This window comes from Actinoplanes sp. NBRC 101535, assembly GCF_030269225.1.
GTDB lineage: Bacteria > Actinomycetota > Actinomycetes > Mycobacteriales > Micromonosporaceae > Actinoplanes > Actinoplanes rectilineatus.
The window spans coordinates 91,648-111,051 of sequence record NZ_BSSY01000011.1 but is presented as its reverse complement, the minus strand read 5'-3'; the positions used below and the strand labels follow the sequence as shown (position 1 = coordinate 111,051).

The following is a 19,404-nucleotide window of genomic DNA, read 5'->3' as shown; positions in this document are numbered from 1 at the left end:
CGAACGCGGGGTGAGCGGGGCGGTGAGGCCAGGTGGCAGACAACGGGGACCCGCCTCAGGACGGTGACGGCGGGCAACAGGTCACAGGCGGGGTGCGGCGGTGGGAGGGCGCCCTGCGGCGTTTGGAAGGGTGGCCCGGGCTCACCGCTCTGGTGGCGCTGGCCAGTTTCGCGGCTCTGGTTGTCGGGGTGTTGGCGGCCGTGCCCGACTGGCGGGAGATGCTCGCCGGTGCGCCCGCGGCCACGAATGTGCCGGTGCCCACGACGGCCGCGCCCGCCTCCGCGGCCCCGACTGTCTCCGCGGGCTCCGATGTGAACGCCATCGACCTGGTCGTACGGGACCCGGAACGCACTGATCCGAACGACAAGTTCTCGGCGTACGAGCCGCCGCCTGTGGAGTTCACCGTGCACAACCGGGGCACGCGGCGGTCGGTGATCACTCGGGTCGGGGTCACGGTGGAGGATTCCATGGTCCTTCGGCAGTGCGCCTCGCAAGGGGAGCCGCTGGCCGTGTCGGCGAGCTACGACGTGGTGCTGCCGCTGGAGCCCGCGGACGGCACCGAGCTGGAGGTTCCGGTCGGTCAGCAGCAGGGGCCGGACGAGGCGGACCGGTTCGCGCTGCGGTTCGGCACACCGGCCCGGGAGTCACCCACCGTCATCCACATCTATCGGTTGCGGTTCGCGCTGCTGACCGACGGGTCGGAGAAGCGGCTCGCGGCGGGGACCGGGATCGTCGCGGTTCCGTTCGCCCCGCTGGACGGGGACGGCTACTTCTGGAGTGACATCTACCAGGGCATCGATATGACAATGGCCGGGGTAAACGAGGACATCGCGTGCATGAAGGAGAACAGCGCGGCCATCGAGCGGCTGCTGGACGGTGACGTGGCGCTGTCCCCGCTTCTCTCCGCGGTCAAGGCGAACCTGCGCACGTAGTGGCCACATGGACGACGGCGTCGATGCGGGGTGGGACGGTGATCGACGCGGGCGGGTTCGACGTGGTCGAGGGACCGGTGCCGCGATTCGGCGCTCGCGGCACCGGCACCTCGATCTACGTCAGCGACCCGGACGGCAACACCGTCGAGCTGCGCTGGTATCCCGGTCAGGACGGCGCGTAGGCCCGGATCACCGTCTGCTTCAGGGTGTTCCCGGCGGTGTCGGTGGCCGTCACCCGCAGCGACACCGGTTTGCGTCCGGGCAGCACCAGGGCGGTGTTGCCGAGGACGACCGCGGGCCGCCACAGTGTGCCGTCGTCGGTGGACGTCTCCACCTTCAACGATCTGACTTTTGCGGAGAAGGCCAGGTTCACACCGAGCGGGTGCACCGTGTAATCCACCCCGAGCAGCGGCAACCGGCCCGCCGCGGCCGAGGTGAAGGTCCACTCGGTGGACGTGCTCGTGGCGTACACCCATTCCTCGCCGGACCGTCCGGTGGTCACCGCCAGCCGGTAGGAGGCCTTGCCCGCAGTGGTGGTCGCGGCGAAGGTGCCGCCGGACGGTTCGGCGATCAGGGTGCCGTTGCGCCACAGCTTCACGGTCACGTTGTCGTCGGCGAACCCGTACTGGGCGTGGCCGTCGCTGTCCACGAACTCGGCCACCTTCAGCTGCAGCACGTCGCCGGTGCGGGTGGAGCCGAGGTCGGCGGGGCGGACCACCGCACCACCCCATGTCTCGGTCCGGTGCCCGGGCCGGTAGCTCACCGGCTTCTCCACGAAACCGCCCTGCAGCGGGCCGAAGTTGTTCCACGGGTACGCGCTGTGCACCATGTGCTGCCACACCGTGTCACCGGTGGACACCCACTCCTCGCGGGACGACGGGGTGCGTACCGCGCGGGACGTGTCGTTCCAGCTGTAGTCCTGCCAGGGCCGCCAGCCGAAGCGCTGTTCGCGGACCTGCGCCTCGCCGCCGTTGTGGGCGTAGGTGGTGGCGATCCGCATGCTGTTGGCCGCGGTCATCCGATACTTGATCTGGGACGGGATCTGCCCCTCGGAGACCTGGAAGACGTCGTAGAAGGCGGTGTCGGACCCGTCGGGGGCCAGTTGCCACCGGGAGGAGAACTCGAACTCCCCGGACCGGACCTTCGCCGTCGGCACGGTGTTGACCGCGTCCATGCCGGCGAAGTGCATCACCCCGTGCGAGATGGACCGTCCGCTTCCGGTCACCCGGTGCGCGAAGTAGCTGATGATCGACCGCTGCACGGCGGGTCGCGGTGTCTCGATCACGATCGGCTTGCCCTTACGGGCGTCCAGCACGATCGTGGTGTCGCCGCTGATCGTCAGTTCCGGCACGACCACGTAGGTGACCTCGTTCCCGGCGGCGGCCAGCTCGATCAGCCCGGTCACGATGTAGGTGCCGTCCTGCAGACCGAGCGTGGCGCCGGACTTGTCGAACGAGCCCATCACGTCGAACCGCCCGTCGTCGCCGAAGATCGTCAGCGCCGGCACGTTGATCGGCGCGCCCCGGTCGTCGACGGCACGAACGGTGACCTCGCGGACCGGGCCGTCGATGATCGCGCCGACCGCGGTGGTCACCCGTACGTCGCCGGCGGTCGCGGTGATCCAGCCGCTGACCTGTGCGGGCTTGGCGCCGGTCAGGTTCAGCGTCACGGTCACCGCGGCCACACCACCGGCGGGCACGGTCACCGTGGTCGCGCTCAGGGTCACTGCCGCGGGCGCCCGCAGGGTCAGGGTCACCGGCGCGGTTCCCGCCTCGTTGCGATATTCGACGGTACGCGTGACCCGCCCCGGTTCCTCCCCGACGCTGTGCCGGCCGAAGTCGGCGACCGGTGTCCCGCTGATGCGCTGCGTCGTCGCGCGGGCCAGGTCCACCCGTCCCGCGCCCTGGTCGTAGACGGTGGCGCCCGCGCTGGTCACGGCGGTGCTGACCAGCGTCTCCTTGAGCCGCGCCCCGGTCCAGTCCGGGTGCTGCTGTGCCAGGATCGCGGCCGCGCCCGCCACGTGCGGCGTCGCCATCGAGGTGCCGTCCGCCGCGGTGTAGTTCGCGTCCACCGGTTCGCCCATCGCGGTGCCCGCCGCCCGGGCCGCCACGATCCCCACTCCCGGGGCGGTGATCTCCGGTTTGAGCCCGAGGTCACCGAGCCGTGGTCCACGGCTGGAGAACGCCGCGATCCGGTTGTCCCGGTCCACCGCGCCGACGGTCAGCGCGCTCGGCGCCGCGCCCGGGGTGCCCACACTGGAGGCGGTGCCCTCGTTGCCGGCCGCGACCACGAACAGCGTTCCGCTCGCGGCGCTTAGCTCGTCCACGGCCAGGCTCATCGGGTCCAGGCCGTCGGTGGCGGAACCGCCGAGGCTCATGTTCACAATTCGCGCGCCGGAGCCGACCGCCCACTGCATCCCGGCGATGATCTCGGACTCGTAGCCGTACCCGTCGTCGCCGAGCACCTTGCCGATCAGCAGTTCGGCGCCGTACGCGACGCCCTTGCGGGTGCCGCCGGACGCCGCCCCGGAACCGGCGACGGTGGCCGCCACGTGTGTGCCGTGACCGAAACGGTCCACCACGTCGGGGCTGCTGCTGAAGTTGGCGGTGGCCGCGATCCGCCCGGCGAGGTCGGGGTGCGCCGCGTCCACCCCGGTGTCCAGGACGGCGACCTTGACGCCGCGGCCGTCCAGGCCCGCCGACCAGGCGGCCGGGGCGCCGATCTGGGCGGCGCTGCGGTCCAGCACCGGCTTGACCTTGCCGTCCAGGAAGATCCGCCGGTCTCCCGCGGTCCGGGACGTGGACGGGTCCGTATGTGCCTGCCAGAACGCCGCGAGGGTGTCCTTCTCCGGCCGGATCGCGACGGCGTCGATACTGGTCAGCGCGGTGCCCGCGGCCCCCAGCGCGGTGCCGGCGGCCCGGGGTGCGGCACCGCCGGAGACGATCAGCGGCAGGGTGCCGGTGGTGGCGTCGCCGTAGCCGTCGGCGAGCAGACGCTCGACGTCGAACAGCTCGGCGTCCACCCGCCCGGACTGGATCAGCGGGATCGCGTCGGACGGCACCACCCGCAGACCACCGTCGGCCTCCACGGTGTGGAACGTGATCCGTTCACGGCCGGCCGCCGGCGTCACCGCGGCGGTCTGCCGACCGTCGGCGGCTTGACCGATCTGGATCACGTCACCGGTGATCAGAGTGAGGGTGTGCACCGGCGCCGCGGCCGGTTCTTCATGGACTGGCGGCGCACCGGCGAACGCCGGTACCGGTATCGCGGCGACGCCCACGAGCACACCGGCGAGCAGACGACCGAACATGGGAACTCCTTCATGCGTGTGTCACTCCACGCATCATCGGGTTCCTTTTTTGACATAGATGTTTCGTGGGCCTGACCGCCCGTCGCCATGGCGCGATGTGGACACGGCGGGCCGCGTCCTCCTCTGCCCGCATCGGTGCAGGAGTAGCTCGTACCCCTATCTGATGTTCTCGGCACGCACCTGCGCGAGACGCCGCAGTGCCGGGAGCGCCTGGATGATCGCGTCGCTGTCGGCCGGATCGAGTTCTGCGAACATCTTGTCGAACGTCGCGGCGTAATGCGCATAGGTCCGCTCCAGCAGCGCCAGGCCGTCGGCCGTCGCCTCCACCCGCACCGCGCGCCCGTCGGCGGGGTCCGGAACACGGCGCACCTGGCCGGCCTTCTCCATCCGCCCGATCAGCTGGGTCATGCCGGGCTGCGAGGCCCGTTCCGCCTTGGCCAGGTCGGTCACCCGGGCCGAGCCCTCGTCGCGCAGCCGGCGCAGCACCGAGATCGCCACCGGACTGGGATTGTCCGGGCCCTCCAGTTGCCGCAGGAAGCGCACCAGATCACCCAGCACCGGAAGCAGCTGTGACCCACGACTCGCCTCTGACACCATTTGCATAACCTCATTATGTACTTACGCTTGAGTACCGGATGTACCCACCAACTCTCTCGCGGAGGTGATCCGGTGAGTTCCGCTGCTCCCGGCCCGTCATTGTTCAAGCAGCCCCGTGCGGTCTTCGCCGTCGCGTTCGCCTGCGTCGTCAGCTTCATGGGCATCGGACTGGTCGACCCGATCCTGCCCGCCCTGTCCAGCAAACTGAACGCCACACCCAGCCAGGTCAGCCTGCTCTTCACCAGCTACCTGCTGGTCACCGCGGTTGCGATGCTGTTCACCGGCTGGATCGCCGGGCGCATCGGCGCCAAGAACACCCTGATCGCCGGCCTCGGCCTGATCGTGGTCTTCGCCGCCCTCGCCGGCCTGTCCGACACCATCAACCAGATCGTCGGTTTCCGCGCCGGCTGGGGCCTGGGCAACGCGATGTTCATCGCGACCTCCCTCGCCGTCATCGTGGCGTCGGCGACCGGCGGCTTCGCCGGGGCGATCATCCTGTACGAGGCAGCGCTCGGTCTCGGCATCGCGGCCGGCCCCCTGGTCGGCGGCCTGCTCGGCGAGGTCAGCTGGCGCGGACCGTTCTTCGGCGTCGCCGTCCTGATGGCGATCGCCCTGCTCGCCACGGTCGTCCTGGTCGAACCACTGCCCAAACCCGCCAACCCGCCGTCGATCCTCGACCCGATCAAGGCGTTGCGGCACCGCAGCCTGCTCACCATGGGTGTGACGGCACTGCTCTACAACTGGGGCTTCTTCACCATGCTCGGGTACGCGCCGTACCCGATGGAACTCACCGAGATCCAGCTGGGATTCGTGTTCTTCGCGTGGGGCCTGCTCCTGGCGTTCTTCTCGATCACCGGCGCGCCGTGGCTGCAGCGCCGGTTCGGCACCGCGCCCTCGCTGTACGGCGCCCTGAGCACGTTCGCCCTGCTCATCCTGCTGATCGGCGTGTTCACCGACGTCCGCTGGGTGGTCATCACCTGCGTGATCGCGTCCGGGATCGTGGCCGGCATCAACAACACGCTGACCACCCAGGCGGTCATGCTGGTCGCCCCGGTGGAACGCCCGGTGGCCTCCGCGGCATACGGCTTCGTCCGCTTCATCGGCGGCGGCCTCGCCCCGTTCGCCGCCGGCAAGATGGTCGACCACTGGAGCATGCACGTGCCGTTCCTCGTCGGTGCGGTGGCGATCCTGGCCGGTGTCGCGGTCCTGACCACCGGACACCGCGCCCTGTCCCGCGCCGACGCGGACATGGCGGCCGCCCCGCCCCACGCGGCGGACGAGGTGGCCGGCGAGATCGCCGACGAGTTCGGCGGCGCCCCCGACGCCATCGACTTCGAGAAGGAGACCACCCGCCCGCGGTGATTGATCCCCGGATCCGCGACGGGACGCCGTCAGCGGGCCTGGAGGTTGCTCGGATCGAGGTAGGCTCAATCGAAGTTAGATGAGATCTACCTTGGGGCACCCGATGTTCGTAGGAAGACGCAGGGAGCTCGGCCTGCTCCTTGGACGGCTGGATCGGATCCGGTCGCAGGGCGAGGGGCAGGCGGTCGCCATCCGTGGCCGCCGACAGGTCGGCAAGTCACGCCTCGTGCAGGAAGTCTGCGATCGAGCCGAAGTCCCGTACTGCTTCTTCACAGCCGTCAAGGGTGCGTCACCGAGGGAGTCCCTCGGCAAATTCCTGGACACGCTGCGCGAGTCGTCACTGGTGTCGGACCGGGTGCGGGAGACCCTGCCGGACACCGCACCCGCCGACTGGGGCGACCTGTTCAAGCTGCTCGATTCCGTACTGCCCGACGGCCCGAGTGTCGTGGTGCTCGACGAGTTGCCCTGGCTGTCGGAGCAGGCAGTGACCTTCGACGGATACCTCCAGGTCGCCTGGGACCGCGGACTGTCCCGGAAACCCGTTCTCCTGCTGCTGCTCGGCAGCGATCTGCACATGATGCAGCGGTTCACCGAGTACGACCGGCCGTTCTACGGCCGCGCGAACAGCATGATCCTCAACGCCTTGAACCCTGCCGAGGTCGCGCAGCAGGCCGGGGTGACCGGCTCCGACGCCATCGATGCGCATCTGGTCACCGGCGGGCTGCCCGGCATCGTCTCGACCTGGGAGACCGGGATGCCGGCGCTCGACTATCTCAACGCCCAGGTCGTCGACCAGTCCTCGCCACTGTTCACGGTGCCGGAGGCTGCCCTGGCATCCGAGTTCCCGCTGCCGGACATGATGAGCCGTGCTTTCGAGGCGATCGGCGGGCTGGGCGGCCGGACGTTCAGCAACATCGCCGGCGAGGCGGGGAGCGGCGGCGAGGGGGTCAGTTCGGGAACCCTGTCGCCGGTGATGCACCGGCTGACCGGCCAGAAGAAGATCATCGCGGTGGATCGGCCGCTGTCCACGGAGCCGAGCAAGCTGGCCCTGTACCGGATCGCAGACAGCAACCTGAGCCTGTACGTCGCGATGCTGCGCGACGTCCATGAACAGGTCCGGCGTGGACGGGATGCGGGCGCGCGGGCCATCATCGCGAAACGCTGGTCGTCGTGGCGCGGCAGAGCCGTCGAACCACTGATCCAGGATGCGCTCGCCCGCGCCGGCAGCGAAGGAAGACTGCCGTGGGACGACGTGCTCGAAGTCGGCGGCTGGTGGAACCGCAAAGGCAACCCGGAGATCGATCTCGTCGGTGTGGACAAGGCCCCGGTCGCCAAGCAGGTGGCGTTCGCCGGGTCGATAAAGTGGCAGGACGGACCGTTCGACCGGCACCACTTCGCCGATCTGGTCCGTCACGCACCGATGATTCCGGGGTTCGAGCCCAGCCGGAGCGGCCTCGTGGTGGTGAGCCGCTCCGGGGTGGAACCGGCGGTGACCGGCCTCGCCGACGTGGTGTGGGGCCCGGATGACGTTCTCGGCGCTTGGGCAGTCTGAGTCTTGGTCAGCCGGTAGTGCGACGCACAGTTACACGGGGAACGGTGGGCCGGTAGCCTCGGGCGCCATGGACCCGTCGACCGTGCTCGCCGTACTGGGCGAGCTGGCGCCCGCCACCGCCGACCGGGTTCTCGACGTCACCCGTGGTGGGCAGCCGCTCGTCTGGCTCAAGGACGCCGACCGTGCCCCGCGCAAGGCCGACGTCGACCGGCTGGCGGCACTCGACGCCCTGCACCGCGAGGAGCGGATCCTGCACCGGGGCTGGGGTTTCCTGGCCGGCAGCACCGAGATCGAGGGCGCCAGGCGCAAGATCCGGCTGCCGCTGCTCAGCCAGCCGGTACGCCTGGACCGGACGCTCACCGGCTACAAGGTCACGCCCGCCGGTGACGTGGAGATCACCCCGCTGGTCACCGACCGTGAGCTGGCGGCGGCGTTGGAGTCGGCGCCCGGGCTCGGCACGGCGGGCTGGCTGGACGCGATCGGCAGCCGTGCCTGGCTCACGTCGGTGGCTGACAACACCGGGCTGACCTTCGATGCGGTGACCGGTTCTCATCAGCGGCTGCCGTCCGATCGGGTGGTGCTGGTGGCGGCGGCCGGGCTGTTCGTGGTGCGGGACGTCTTCGGCGGCGGCCTGCGGGACAGCCTGCGCAACTGGGCCGGCCGGGATCTGTCCGGGACTGCGTTGGCGGCTGTCTACGGTTCCGACATCTCCGAAACATCGCCCGAGACATCCGACGTCCTCTCGCCCCTGCCGCTCAGTGAAGCGCAGGCCCAGGTGGTCGCCCGCGCCCGCACGTCCCCGATCACCGTGGTTTCCGGCCCGCCCGGCAACGGCAAGAGCCACACCGTCGTCGCGGCCGCCCTCGAGGTGGTTCATCGCGGCGGATCCGTGCTGGTGGCGACCCAGTCGCCGCACGCCGCCGAGGTCCTCGCGAAACTCCTCGACCGCTATCCCGGCCCGACCCCGGTGCTGTTCGGCGACGCGGAACTCGCCACCACCCTCGCGGCGGGCGCGGACCAGGGCGTTCCCGCACGCCGGCTGCGCGCCGACCGGGAGGCGGTCCAGCAGAACCATCATCGGGTACGCACGGAGCGCACCACCATCCACCGGATCCTGGAGCAGGAGCGGCTGGCGGCCGAGGCGCCCACCTGGCAGCCACGGCTGTCCGGCCTGGCCGCGGACGCCCCCGGCGCCTTCGACGACGGCGTCGACCTGCCCACCCTCGCCGCCCGGTTGGCTGATCCCGATCAGGGTTGGCGGGCTCGCTGGCGTCGGCGGCGCGTGCGACGGCGGTTGCGGGCTGACGGAGGCGTACCCGACGAGAGAATGATGGAGGCGATCAGCGCAGCCGTCGCGCAGCGTGCCGCCGCCCACCTCGCCGCAACCGGCGGCACCGACCTGGCGCCGCACTGGGCCGCCCTACACGAGGCCGAGGAGGCGCTGCGGCTGGCGGTCGGCACCGCGATGCGCAACGAGGCCCGCAGCGAGAAACGCTGGGACGCCGAGGCCCGGCGCGCCACCGCCGCCCTGGCCACCGCGCTGCGCGCCGGCCGCAACCGCAGGCGCGAACTACTGGCCAGGATGGACGCGAAGCCCCTGGTCCGGGCGCTGCCGCTGTGGATCGGCACGGTCGCCGACGTGGAGGACCTGCTGCCCGCGGTGCCCGGCCTGTTCGACCTGGTGGTGATCGACGAGGCGTCCCACGTCGACCAGATCCGCGCCGCCCCGGTGCTGGCCCGCGCCAGCCGCGCCCTGGTCGTCGGCGACCCCCGCCAGCTGCGTTTCGTCTCGTTCGTGAGCGACGCCGACGTGACCTCGGTCCTGGACCGGCACGGCGCCGACGATCGTCTCGACGTCCGAAGGGTGAGCGCCTACGACCTGGCCGCCGCAGCCGCCCCGGTCACCTGGCTGGCCGAGCATTACCGCAGCGTGCCGCACCTGATCGCGTTCTCGGCGCGCCGCTTCTACGACGACCGGATCGCGGTGATGACCCGCACCCCGGCCGCCGACGCCGCCCGCGCGATCGACGTCGTTCACGTCGACGAGGCGACCGTGACCAACGGCGTGAACCAGGCCGAGGTCACCGCCGTCCTCCAGCAGGTCTCCGTCCTGGCAGCGGCCGGTCGGCGCGGCATCGGCGTGATCACCCCGTTCCGGGCTCAGGCGGAGGCGCTGGAGAAGGCGTTGATCGCCGAGTATTCGGTGGAACGCATCGACGAGCTGGCCCTGCGGGTCGGCACGGTCCACGCCTTCCAGGGCAGCGAGGCCGACACGGTGATCGTCTCGCTGGGCCTGCTCCCGTCGGACGCCGCCGGCCGCCGCCGTTTCGTCACCGACCCGCAGCTGTTCAACGTGATGGTGACGAGAGCCCGCAAACGCCTGATCCTGGTCACGTCCCTGACCCGGTCCCCCGGCCTGCTCGGCGACTACCTGTCACACGCTCAGAACCCCACGATGCCGGAGCCGGACGCCACTCCCCAGGGCTGGGCCGCCGACCTGGCCAAGGAGCTGGAACACCTCGACGTCCCGGTACGCCCGGACTACACGGTCGGCCCGTGGCAACTGGACCTGTGCGCGGGCCCACCCGAAACCGCAACCGGCGTGCTCTGCACCATCCACCCGGACGGCGTGGACGCCCACCTGTCCCGGCAGACGGCTCTGCACCGCGCGGGTTGGCGCGTCCTGGACGCCTTCCCGACCAGGTGGAACAGCGACCCCCGCCGAGCCGCCCTGGAGATCGCCGCCGCTGTCAGCGTCACCGGTGGGGGACTCAGTCCGGCCCCGGCCGCCGATAGCTGATGGGACGGTCTGTCAAGACTCGAAGTTCGTCCAGGAACGCGGCCTGCGGCTGGTCGTGCGGCCGGTCGACGGCTTGGACCAGCCAACCGCTGTCGAGGGGCCGGGACACCGGAACCGTCAGAGCCTCCAGTCTCCGGCGAAGCGACTCGTCCCGGTCCGGCCCGGAGAAATACGTCAGGGGCGTGAACTCTCGAGGGAGCACGGAACCGTCCAGCGGTTTCTCCGACGGGAACATCGGATCGTCGTCGTCATCGTCCACGACCCAGACGGTCATGAAGCCGAGGAGCGGCTTCATCTCGGAGACGAGACGCCGGAAGATGAGTTCTCCGGCCGACCACTCCGCCTCGACCTGGTCCTCCACCTCCGCGAGGAGGATGTTGACGAAGACCGCACCGAGCCGGGACTCCGGATAGGACCCCACCGACACCGAGATCCACGAGTTCGGAAATCCGTTCGCCGCGGTGTAGGAGGGGTGGATCAGAGTGACGTCCTGTACCTCCGGGTCGTCGAGTGCCTCAGGCTCCTCCGGAAGAAAAGCAACACCGGAGCAATCACTCAATGCGGTCACCACACGGCGCAACGTTTCGTTCCGCGGGGGCTCATATATCAGTTTCATGCCGACGGCGAATACCGTGTCGACAAATGAACCCATTATTTCAACCTCGTCTCGAAGATAACGTTCTGGGTCGCCGCGAAGTTCCGGACATTCCTCATCACCGCCAGATATCGCCCCCGCTCCGGCTGCGTGATCCTATCGAAGATCTGCCACTCGAGCCGGAGAACGATGGTGACGTTCTTTCCACCGAATTTCGCCACCCCTCCCGTGATGTGGCCACGCAACTGGGCGCGGAGAGAGGTCAACCGTTTCGCCAACGTCGCCGGGTCGGGCGCGGCGGCCCAATACTTGTACTCGATCATGATCTCGGTTCCGGCTGCGCCGCGAACTCCGTAGTCGGGCCGCGTGGAACCCTTGCCATGCCCGAGAGCCTCCTCGACGGCGACCAGCTGTTCCCCGGTTCTGGGAGTGGAACGGATGACCCGGATGATCGACTCCATCTGCTTCCGGCGTCCGATCCGGTAAGCCGGAAGAGGGGAACCGTTGATCTGACTGACCGGCTCACTCGGGTTGCCCCGGAGCGGCCCATGAGCCTTCTGCACTTTGTCGATCTCATCCTGATAGGTTCGGACAACCTCGTTCTCGGCACGCAGAAGCCCGGATCCCGTGGCTATCAGATCATTCTTGTCAACATGGACCAGGGGAAACGTCTCACCCATCGCAGCAAAACCCGGAAGGCGTTTGATCTCCTTGTAATCATAGTCGACGCCGTATTCGAACGCCCCTTTGTCCTGCCAGAACGCGTAGCCCAGCGGGGCCTCGGGAATCGGATCGATCTTTTTTCCGATATGGGGTGCGATGGGCTGCCGGAAGGCGAAGATCGCGGCGAGATGCCCGGCGAGTTCCCGCATCTCCCCCACGAGGGCCCGGTGTTTGGCCCTCAGCTTGGCCCTGACACCCGCATCGGTGACCTGTGCGGTCGCGGCGGATCGCACGATGTCCAACGCGTCGGCGTCGGCCATGGCGACGATCTTCTGCGCCGAGGAGACCCGCGCCATCAATGCCGGTTCCGGATTCTGCTTCACGACATCCGCGAGGTATGACGTGACGGCTGCCGTCGTACTGGCGACCATCAGGCCGGGCCGGCCGCCGGTCACCTCGATCCACAGTCGATGCGATTCGCCGGCGGCCGAGAACGAGACGGTTTCCCACTCCGGTTTCAGTCCGGCCCCACCGGCATCCGCGGATCTGTCGCCCTGCCGCTTCTTCTGGTCCGGTCGTCGCGATCGGTCGAACTTTTCGCGGACCTTGTCCCGGACCTTGTCTCTGAGCTGCGTCGCCTTACGCCGGGCGGCGGCGAGCTTCGCCTGGATCTTGGCCCACAGCTTCTTGGCCAAGGTGACGATCTTGTCGACCACCCAGTCGATGGCCTTGGCGACCGGCTTCGACAGGGCCTCGAAGATCTTCTTGACCTTGGCGGCTATCCCGCCGACGCCCAGCAACGCCGCCAAGAAGCCGATCAGCACCGGGATCGCGCGGACCAGGGCGTTCTCGATCATGCCGGGTACGCCGCCCGAGCCGCCCCTCGCGATGGCGATCACCGCGTCCAGGACGGCGTTGACGAAGTCCAGGATCTGGCGGCCGCGTTCGACCACGAAGCGGACGATGTCGATGATCAGTTTGCAGGCCCGGATGAAGGCGGACGCCGGGTTCAGCAGGGACAACACCCACGTTATGCCGGCCACGATGATGGTCGGCACCAGGTATTCGATGACCTTGTCGATCAGGGTCTTCTTCAGGTCGCCGATCCGGGACTTGATCTCGTCCCAGAGGGCGCCGACGCCGCCCTTGCGGACCTTCTGGACCAGGTCGATGCCGGACTCGACGGCGGCCACCGCCTTCTCCGGGACCTTGCGGACGATCCGGGAGCGGATGAAACCCCAGGTCAGGCCAAGCAGTGTGGCCAGGAGCAGCATGATGCTCCGGACGTCGAAACTCTTCGGGAGCTGCAGGCCGGCCTGGGCGCTCACCCCGAGCAGCCAGCTGATCATGCCTTGTTGCAGGTGTCCGACGATGTTCTTGAGGAACTGTTTCAGGCCCGCCCCGACCGAGCCGACCAGGTTGCGCAGGAAGCCGATCGGGTCCTTGAGGATCAGCATCACCGCGCTCGCGGCTTTCGCCAGTACGCCCAGCAGCAGGTTCTTCAGGTCGATGATGGTCTTGATGACGCCTTTGACGGCGTCCATCGCCTTCGTCAGGGCGCCCTTGTTCTTCTCCTTCTCGGCGGCCACCTCGTCGTCGACCGACTTCAGCGCCTCGTTGTACTTCGTGGCCAGCGTCTGGACCAGTTCGCCGCTCTTCTCGTCGACGGCGGTGTCCAACTCGTCGAAGCGGTCGGCGAAGTCGGCGGCCGCCTCCCGGCCGATCGCCCGCAGATCGGCGGGGAGTCTGCGGACCTCGGCCTGCAGGTCGGCACGTCCCCGGGTGATCCGGTCCTTCGCCCGGGTCAGTTCACCGCCGATCGTGTCGGCGATGTTGGAGATGACGGTCTCCATCCGTTCGACATAGTGCCGGCGGGCCTCGTCGATGATCTGGTTGGCTTCGTCGGGCAGGTCGAACGCCTTGTCCTTCAACCAGAGATAGGTGCCGTTCCACGCGCTGTACCGGCGGCGCTTGTACTCGGCCATCGCCCGCCGGTGCTCGGCGGTGAACGCGGTCCGGGCGGCCTTCTCCTCCCGGTTGAACTGGTCGTCGACCAGCCGGTCCAGCCCGGTGAGGATGGTCCCGACGTCCTTGCGCGTAGCGTCGAAGACCGCCTGCAACGTGGCGGTGACCTGGGCACGTTTCTGCTCGTCGGTGGTCTTGGCTCCCTGTTTCCCGGCACCGACCGCCCGGCCCGCCGCCACCCGGGCACCGGCCAGGCCCTTCATGCCGGCGGCCGCGACGGCCCGGGCGCCGGCGGTGGTGGCACCCAACACCTCGGCCTCGTGGACGCGCATCGCCGGCGTCGACTCGGCGGAGTCCTTCTCCAGGCCCTTCTTGGCCTTGACGGCACCCTGGAACGACGGCTCGTTGGAGCGTGCCAGCTGTGTCTCGGTGACCTGGGCGCCGGCCATCTCCCGGTCGACCTCCCGCGGACCGGCGGACAGGTCGGTGGCGGCGGGCGGCAACCTGTCCGGGGTGGCGTTCGCCGGGTCGGGCGTGCCGGGAACACCGGGCGGCCGGTCCGGCACCATCGGGACGACCTTCTTCTCCACCGCGCCGGAGGTGTCCGGCGGGGCGTCCGTGGTCGTCTTGATCTCCTCGGCGGCCTCGGTCCGGCCCTCGTCGACCCGGTGCTGCACGTCCTGCTTGATCTGCTGCGGCTGGTCCGAGTCGGGGAACGCCTCGGCGTCCTCCAGGGTCTTCGGCGCCTTGTCGGCCACCGCCTTCTTCACCGCGTCGACGAACGCCCGTTTGTCGAACGACTTCGGTTTCGCCTCGTTCATCCGGTCCGCGTTGGCGACCTTGCCCTGGGCCTCCTTGTCATCGCGTGGCGGCACCGCGGCGGACTGGGCAGAAACGGACTCGGCCCGGGCCGGCGGGTGGCTCGTCGCGATCCGGCGTTTCTTGGTCGACACGTCCCGCTTGAGCACGCCGAACTTGGGGTGCTGATCGGCAGTGGGTCGAGCGCCACCGCCTCCGCCTTCGGTGGGCGGCGGGGCTTCGGCTTTCGCCGGCGCGGGGGCGGACGGTGCCAGGGCGGCCGGGTCGGCCGCCTGCTTCAGGGAATCCTCAGCGGGGGCGGCAACCGGTGCCCGCGGGGTGGGCGGCACCGTCGCGGGCCGCCCGCCAGGGACCACGGCAGCGCTGGGCCGGGACACGGGTAGCGGAACGCCGACGGTCCCACCAGGAGGAATGCCCTCCCGTGGCGCTCCGAGAAGGGAGGCCGCCACGGCCGCGTTGCCCATCAACATCTGCGCCTGCAACACCCGCGCCAGCGGCTCGCCCGGCCCGATCGCCGGCCCGGCAGTCGCCGCGGCCGCCGGCTTCGTGGCCACCACCGGGCGGGTGTCCGGCGTACGCGGCACGACCGCCGCCACCTTCGACGGCGACGCGGCCGATCGCGGCGGCGGCGTGGGCATCAGCGCCTCCGGCCGTCGCCGGCCACGGTCACCAGGGAGGCGTACGCACCCAGCTCGCCCGGCCGCAGCAGACGCGCCTCCCGCTGATACTGGTGGACGACACCCGCCACCACGGCCCGCATCGTGATCGTCTCCGCCGTCTCCGCCGTCTCCGACGTCTCCGACGTCTCCGACGACGCCGTGATCAGTGCCGCGTCGCGGGCCGCCGACACGATCGCCGCACCCGTCATGTCCAGCCGGGCCAGCGCGTCCAGGTCGACGTCGTCCGCCAGCGGCGCCTCCGGCGGGAACGCCAGCCGCCACAGCCGTCTCCGCTCCTCGAGACCCGGCCGCGGAAAACTCACCACGAACTGGAACCGCCGCGTGAACGCCGCATCGATGTTCTCCCGCAGGTTGCTGGCCAGGATCACCATCGCCGAGCTACTCTCCAGCCGCTGCAGCAGGTAGCCGACCTCGAGATTCGCGTACCGGTCCGTTCCGTGCTTGACGTCGCCGCGCTTGCCGAACAGCGAATCCGCCTCGTCGAAGAACAGCACCGCATGCCCCTCCTCGGCCTGCCCGAACACCGCCTCCAGGTTCTTCTCCGTCTCACCGACCCATTTCGAGACGATCCGCGACAGGTCGACGATGAGCAGGTCGAGCCCGAGCATTCCGGCGACGACCTCCGCGGACAGCGTCTTGCCGGTGCCCGGTTCGCCGGTGAACAGCACTTTCATCCCGGCATCCCCGGTGCGCCGCCGGAAACCCCAGTCGTCGGCGATCCGCGGCCACGCCCGGAACGCCCCGACGATCTCCAGCAGGGTGCGGGACTGTTCCGGAGGCAGCACGAGATCCTCCGAGGTGCGCCGCGGGCGGAGCGCACGCGCGTACCCCGAGGTGGTGGCCCTTGCGATCACCTGCGCGGCGGGCCGCAGATGATCAGCCAGCGGCGCGGGCAGGCCGTTCCCCGCGAAACATGCCTCGGCGCGCGCCACCGCGACGACCGCGCCGAGCTCGTCGCTGGTCAGCCGGTAGCGCCCCGAAAGATCATCGATCAGCTTCGGATCGCCGTCGGGCAGGGCGGTGGTCCAGCTCCGGCGGCGATCCTCCGCGCCGGGTGGGTTCAATTCCCGTTCGGTGTACGCGCGGCGCGAAAGCACCGTGGCGGGCCGCCATGCCGTCGTCCCGCTCAGGATGGCCGGCACCCGCGAGCGGCACAGCAGCGCGGCGATGCCGTGTTCCGCGGCGGTGTCCCTGAGGAGATCGTCCATCGGGATCCAGAGCAGGGCGTTCATGGCCGCGGCGGTGGCGACGGCCGTGGTGAACGCCGCGGAACCGTCCGGTCGCGTCGCGGGGTCACCGGCGTCGCCGGTCCACGCCCCCATCGCGTCGCCGCTCCCCGGCGATGCGGGGCCGCCCCCATGGTCGTCGGGCCCCGGCACGAGGCGGCGCAGCGGGCGGCCGGCGTGGGCGGCCAGGGCGAGAGCGGTGTCGCGCTGCGCCGGGTAGGTGCCCTGCCACAGTCCGAGCAGGTCGATCCGTCCGCTGTTCATCGCGTCGGCGAGCCGGGCCAGCTCGCCGGTGGGCAGCGCCGGGGTGAGGGCGATCGGCGGGTCGACCTCGCCGGGGTCGCCGCCGATCAGAGCGGCCTCACCACCCGCGCCGAGCAGCAGTTCCAGCAGGCCGGGTGCGAGTCCGAGCGTGTCGCCGTCGACTCGCACCAGCCCGCAGCGGCGCAGCCGCCCGGCGGCCCCGAGCATCCGCCGGACCGCGACGGCAGCCGCCGGGGTGCCGCCGAGGACCGTCATCAGCAGGTCGATGCTCGGCCGCCGCCGGTTGAGGTCGTCGGCGAGATACGCGTAGACCCGTTCGTAGCTCCGATCGATGTCGGGCGCGGCCACCAGCAGGATCGCGTCCTGCTCGGCTCGGTCGATCCGGTAACGGCCCGCCAGCTCGTCGAACGGCAGGGTCACCCCGGTGGACGCGACCAGGCGGCGGAGTCCCTGCTCGGCGGCCCGTTCGGTCCGGGTGGCCGGCGCGCCCTCCGGGACGGCGGCGCCCGGCAGCCCCTCAGCCGTGGCCTCGACCTGGGTGAGCAGCACGTCGACGTGGTCGGCGGTGACGCAGTAGGCGGCCAGGTCCGGCCGGCTCAGTTGGGCCGACCGCGCCTCCTGGCGGGCGACGGCGGCACGCAGGGCCCGGTTGATCGCCCGTAGCCGGATCCGCAGATGCGCGGTGGCCGGCTCATGACGCCCGGTCATCGCGGCACCCCCTCTCGCCGCCGCCGTCGAGAAGCGGGGCGTGGGTCGCGGCGGAGGTCAGGACGCGGGTCATGGTCAGCCCCCGGTGAAGGTGACGGTTCGGCCGCCGAACCAGGGGACGGCGGGGACGTCCCGGAGCACACCCCGGTCGCGTAGGTCCTGAAACCTGCGGCCCAACGGCAGCCGGACCACCACCTCCTCTGATCCGTATCGGACGGTCGCGCCCAGGTCTCCCAGGCGGGCGAGGGCCAGCTGCGGATCCGGCGGTTCCCGGTGCCGCCACAGCTGCCAGGAGAGCGTGCCGAGTCCGAGTGCGGCGATCAGCGCGACGGTCCGCCCGAACTCACCCGACCGCTCCAGCGGCTGGGACCAGCGTGCGGCGAGCGTGGTCACCAGCTCGTCCACCTGCCCGGTGAGCAGCGCCAGGTCGAGGTCGCGCGGAACACCGGCAGCCCCGGCCGTCGCCCACAGTCGTCGTCGCCCACCGAGCCGCCGCCAGCGGTCGTCGCCCCGGACCGGAGGAGCGTCGCAGATCAAGGGGACACCGCCGTCGGCGAGCGTGGCCAGTACCGGAATCGGAACGGCCGCCAGTGCGGACCCCGGTCCCGCAGCCGACCCGGCGACCAGCAGCGGAGGCATCGCTCCCGCCCAGAACCGTGACTCACCACCGGCATCCCCGGCAACCACCGCGGTCTGGGCGAAACCGGTCTCGGAGGCGCTCGGGGCCGCTCCTGGCCCGGAGGCGGCGCCGGCGGCCCTGAGCAGGTGCGGCACGGGGGCGATCGTGGTGGTCCAGGAGATCGGGAAGAGGCCGTCGGGGTCGACCAGCAGGATGCCGCCGCCGTGCCGGGGGTGGGCCGCCGCCAGCAGCAGTGGCCGACCGGCCGGGTGCCCGCGGCAGACCAGCAGGCCGGCGAGCCCGGCCAGGGTCGGCAGGGCCGGTGCCGCTCGGCGGGCGAAACCGGTCAGTGCCGCGGCGTCCGGGGGCTCGTCGAAGCCGGCGGACACCGCCGCGTCAGCCAGGTCGCGACCGTCCCGCAACCAGCCGTGCCGCAGCGGTCCCAGGACCTGCAGGGCCACCACGAACGCGAACCGCCCCGCCTCCTCGCCGATGTCCTCCCCGGCCGACGAGATCGTCCCGGCCAGGGCAGGAGCCATCGCGGGAAGCAGATCGACACTGTCGAGGGCCGCCGCTACCAGAAACGGCAGCGCCGAACCGACCTCAACGTCACCGCTGCGACGCCGTAAGCCGGAACCAGCAGCACGATGCGGCGCCGCCTCCGCTGCGCCACCGGCAGGCGAGGTGCCCGGAACCGTCGAAGAGGAATCGGATCGGGGATCGGCCAGTGTGGTCAGGACTGCTTCGGCGAGTGACGGGTCCAGCTCGGGCATGCTGCTGAGCAACGCCTCGAGACCGAGACTGGGCAGGATCTCGACCGTCCGTGCGGAGACGACCGCGTCCGCGGAGGCGGGACCGGTCAGGGCACCCGCCGCGACCAGCGGGTCCGGCGAGTCCGGCGAGTCCGGTTCGCCCCGGAGGTCGCCGCCGGGCTCCCTGGCCGAGCCGATGGCCGCCGGGAAGCCCCGTCGGGCCGGGTCCGTCGTGGCGAGGCCAGGCGTCCCGGCGGCGGCCTCATTCACATCCCCGGGGTACGTCCGCACACGCTCAGTAGCCGGCAACACCCCGTCGAGAAGGGCACTGATCGACACCCGGACCTCGAACCGGACCGGCTCCGTGATCTCGACGTCGTGCTCACCGGCGAGTTGGTCGGCATACCGTTCCCGGAGCGCCGCCGCGAGCATCCCGACCACCCGTTCGGGAAGCCGGCCCGGTTCAGCGCCCCAGCTCCAGCCGCCGGACCGTTGTACCGTCACCGCACAGTTCCGCACCACGATCTCCCCCGGCACGCTCATCTCGCCACCTCCTCCCT

The 19,404-nt window shown here is 70.5% G+C and carries 11 protein-coding genes; 5 read left to right on the top strand and 6 right to left on the bottom strand.

Annotated elements, in window-relative coordinates:
- The first annotated feature begins 32 nt into the window (after positions 1-32).
- Together QSK32_RS28295 and QSK32_RS28290 are read left to right on the top strand one after the other, a co-directional pair.
- Positions 33-932 (top strand): hypothetical protein, encoded by a 900-nt coding sequence (locus QSK32_RS28295; protein ID WP_285473634.1) that lies wholly within the window; start codon positions 33-35, stop codon positions 930-932.
- Positions 933-970: 38 nt separating this feature from the next.
- Positions 971-1,114: a VOC family protein gene (locus tag QSK32_RS28290; RefSeq protein ID WP_285473633.1), complete on the top strand. Its 144-nt coding sequence runs from the start codon at positions 971-973 to the stop codon at positions 1,112-1,114.
- Here QSK32_RS28290 and QSK32_RS28285 read toward each other — a convergent pair.
- Positions 1,099-4,242: a S8 family peptidase gene (locus QSK32_RS28285; RefSeq protein ID WP_285473632.1), complete on the bottom strand. Its 3,144-nt coding sequence runs from the start codon at positions 4,240-4,242 to the stop codon at positions 1,099-1,101. The genes QSK32_RS28290 and QSK32_RS28285 overlap by 16 nt on opposite strands.
- A gap of 156 nt (positions 4,243-4,398) precedes the next feature.
- Positions 4,399-4,845 carry a MarR family winged helix-turn-helix transcriptional regulator gene (locus QSK32_RS28280; RefSeq protein WP_285473631.1) on the bottom strand — a complete coding sequence of 149 codons (447 nt, stop codon included), beginning with the start codon at positions 4,843-4,845 and terminating at the stop codon, positions 4,399-4,401.
- 66 nt (positions 4,846-4,911) lie between these two features.
- Between QSK32_RS28280 and QSK32_RS28275 the strand changes: the two genes are divergently transcribed.
- From QSK32_RS28275 to QSK32_RS28265, 3 genes are all read left to right on the top strand, one after another.
- On the top strand, positions 4,912-6,201 hold the full coding sequence (locus QSK32_RS28275; RefSeq protein WP_285473630.1) for an MFS transporter: 1,290 nt from the start codon (positions 4,912-4,914) through the stop codon (positions 6,199-6,201).
- Between the two features lie 103 nt (positions 6,202-6,304).
- On the top strand, positions 6,305-7,753 hold the full coding sequence (locus QSK32_RS28270; protein ID WP_285473629.1) for an ATP-binding protein: 1,449 nt from the start codon (positions 6,305-6,307) through the stop codon (positions 7,751-7,753).
- Positions 7,754-7,820: 67 nt separating this feature from the next.
- Positions 7,821-10,553 carry an AAA domain-containing protein gene (locus tag QSK32_RS28265; RefSeq protein ID WP_285473628.1) on the top strand — a complete coding sequence of 911 codons (2,733 nt, stop codon included), beginning with the start codon at positions 7,821-7,823 and terminating at the stop codon, positions 10,551-10,553.
- On the opposite strand, the gene QSK32_RS28260 is transcribed toward QSK32_RS28265, so the two are convergent.
- The 4 genes from QSK32_RS28260 to QSK32_RS28245 all read right to left on the bottom strand — a co-directional run bounded on the left by QSK32_RS28260 (position 10,525) and on the right by QSK32_RS28245 (position 19,387).
- Positions 10,525-11,112, bottom strand: coding sequence for a hypothetical protein (locus QSK32_RS28260; protein ID WP_157411434.1), 588 nt, complete (start codon positions 11,110-11,112; stop codon positions 10,525-10,527). The genes QSK32_RS28265 and QSK32_RS28260 overlap by 29 nt on opposite strands.
- A gap of 92 nt (positions 11,113-11,204) precedes the next feature.
- Positions 11,205-15,233 (bottom strand): hypothetical protein, encoded by a 4,029-nt coding sequence (locus QSK32_RS28255; protein ID WP_285473627.1) that lies wholly within the window; start codon positions 15,231-15,233, stop codon positions 11,205-11,207.
- Positions 15,233-17,473 carry an ATP-binding protein gene (locus QSK32_RS28250; protein ID WP_285473626.1) on the bottom strand — a complete coding sequence of 747 codons (2,241 nt, stop codon included), beginning with the start codon at positions 17,471-17,473 and terminating at the stop codon, positions 15,233-15,235. The genes QSK32_RS28255 and QSK32_RS28250 overlap by 1 nt, the downstream gene beginning before the upstream one ends.
- Before the next feature lie 75 nt (positions 17,474-17,548).
- The gene (locus QSK32_RS28245; protein ID WP_285473625.1) at positions 17,549-19,387 is read right to left on the bottom strand and encodes a hypothetical protein; all 1,839 of its coding nucleotides are present in this window, start codon (positions 19,385-19,387) and stop codon (positions 17,549-17,551) included.
- Between the last annotated feature and the right edge of the window lie 17 nt (positions 19,388-19,404).

Excerpts from the sequence above, each read along its gene's own strand:
- QSK32_RS28285 (WP_285473632.1), bottom strand. The coding sequence starts at position 4,242 with ATGTTCGGTCGTCTGCTCGCCGGTGTGCTCGTGGGCGTCGCCGCGATA.
- QSK32_RS28280 (WP_285473631.1), bottom strand. The coding sequence starts at position 4,845 with ATGCAAATGGTGTCAGAGGCGAGTCGTGGGTCACAGCTGCTTCCGGTG.
- QSK32_RS28270 (WP_285473629.1), top strand. The coding sequence starts at position 6,305 with ATGTTCGTAGGAAGACGCAGGGAGCTCGGCCTGCTCCTTGGACGGCTG.
- QSK32_RS28265 (WP_285473628.1), top strand. The coding sequence starts at position 7,821 with ATGGACCCGTCGACCGTGCTCGCCGTACTGGGCGAGCTGGCGCCCGCC.
- QSK32_RS28255 (WP_285473627.1), bottom strand. The coding sequence starts at position 15,233 with ATGCCCACGCCGCCGCCGCGATCGGCCGCGTCGCCGTCGAAGGTGGCG.
- QSK32_RS28250 (WP_285473626.1), bottom strand. The coding sequence starts at position 17,473 with ATGACCGGGCGTCATGAGCCGGCCACCGCGCATCTGCGGATCCGGCTA.
- QSK32_RS28245 (WP_285473625.1), bottom strand. The coding sequence starts at position 19,387 with ATGAGCGTGCCGGGGGAGATCGTGGTGCGGAACTGTGCGGTGACGGTA.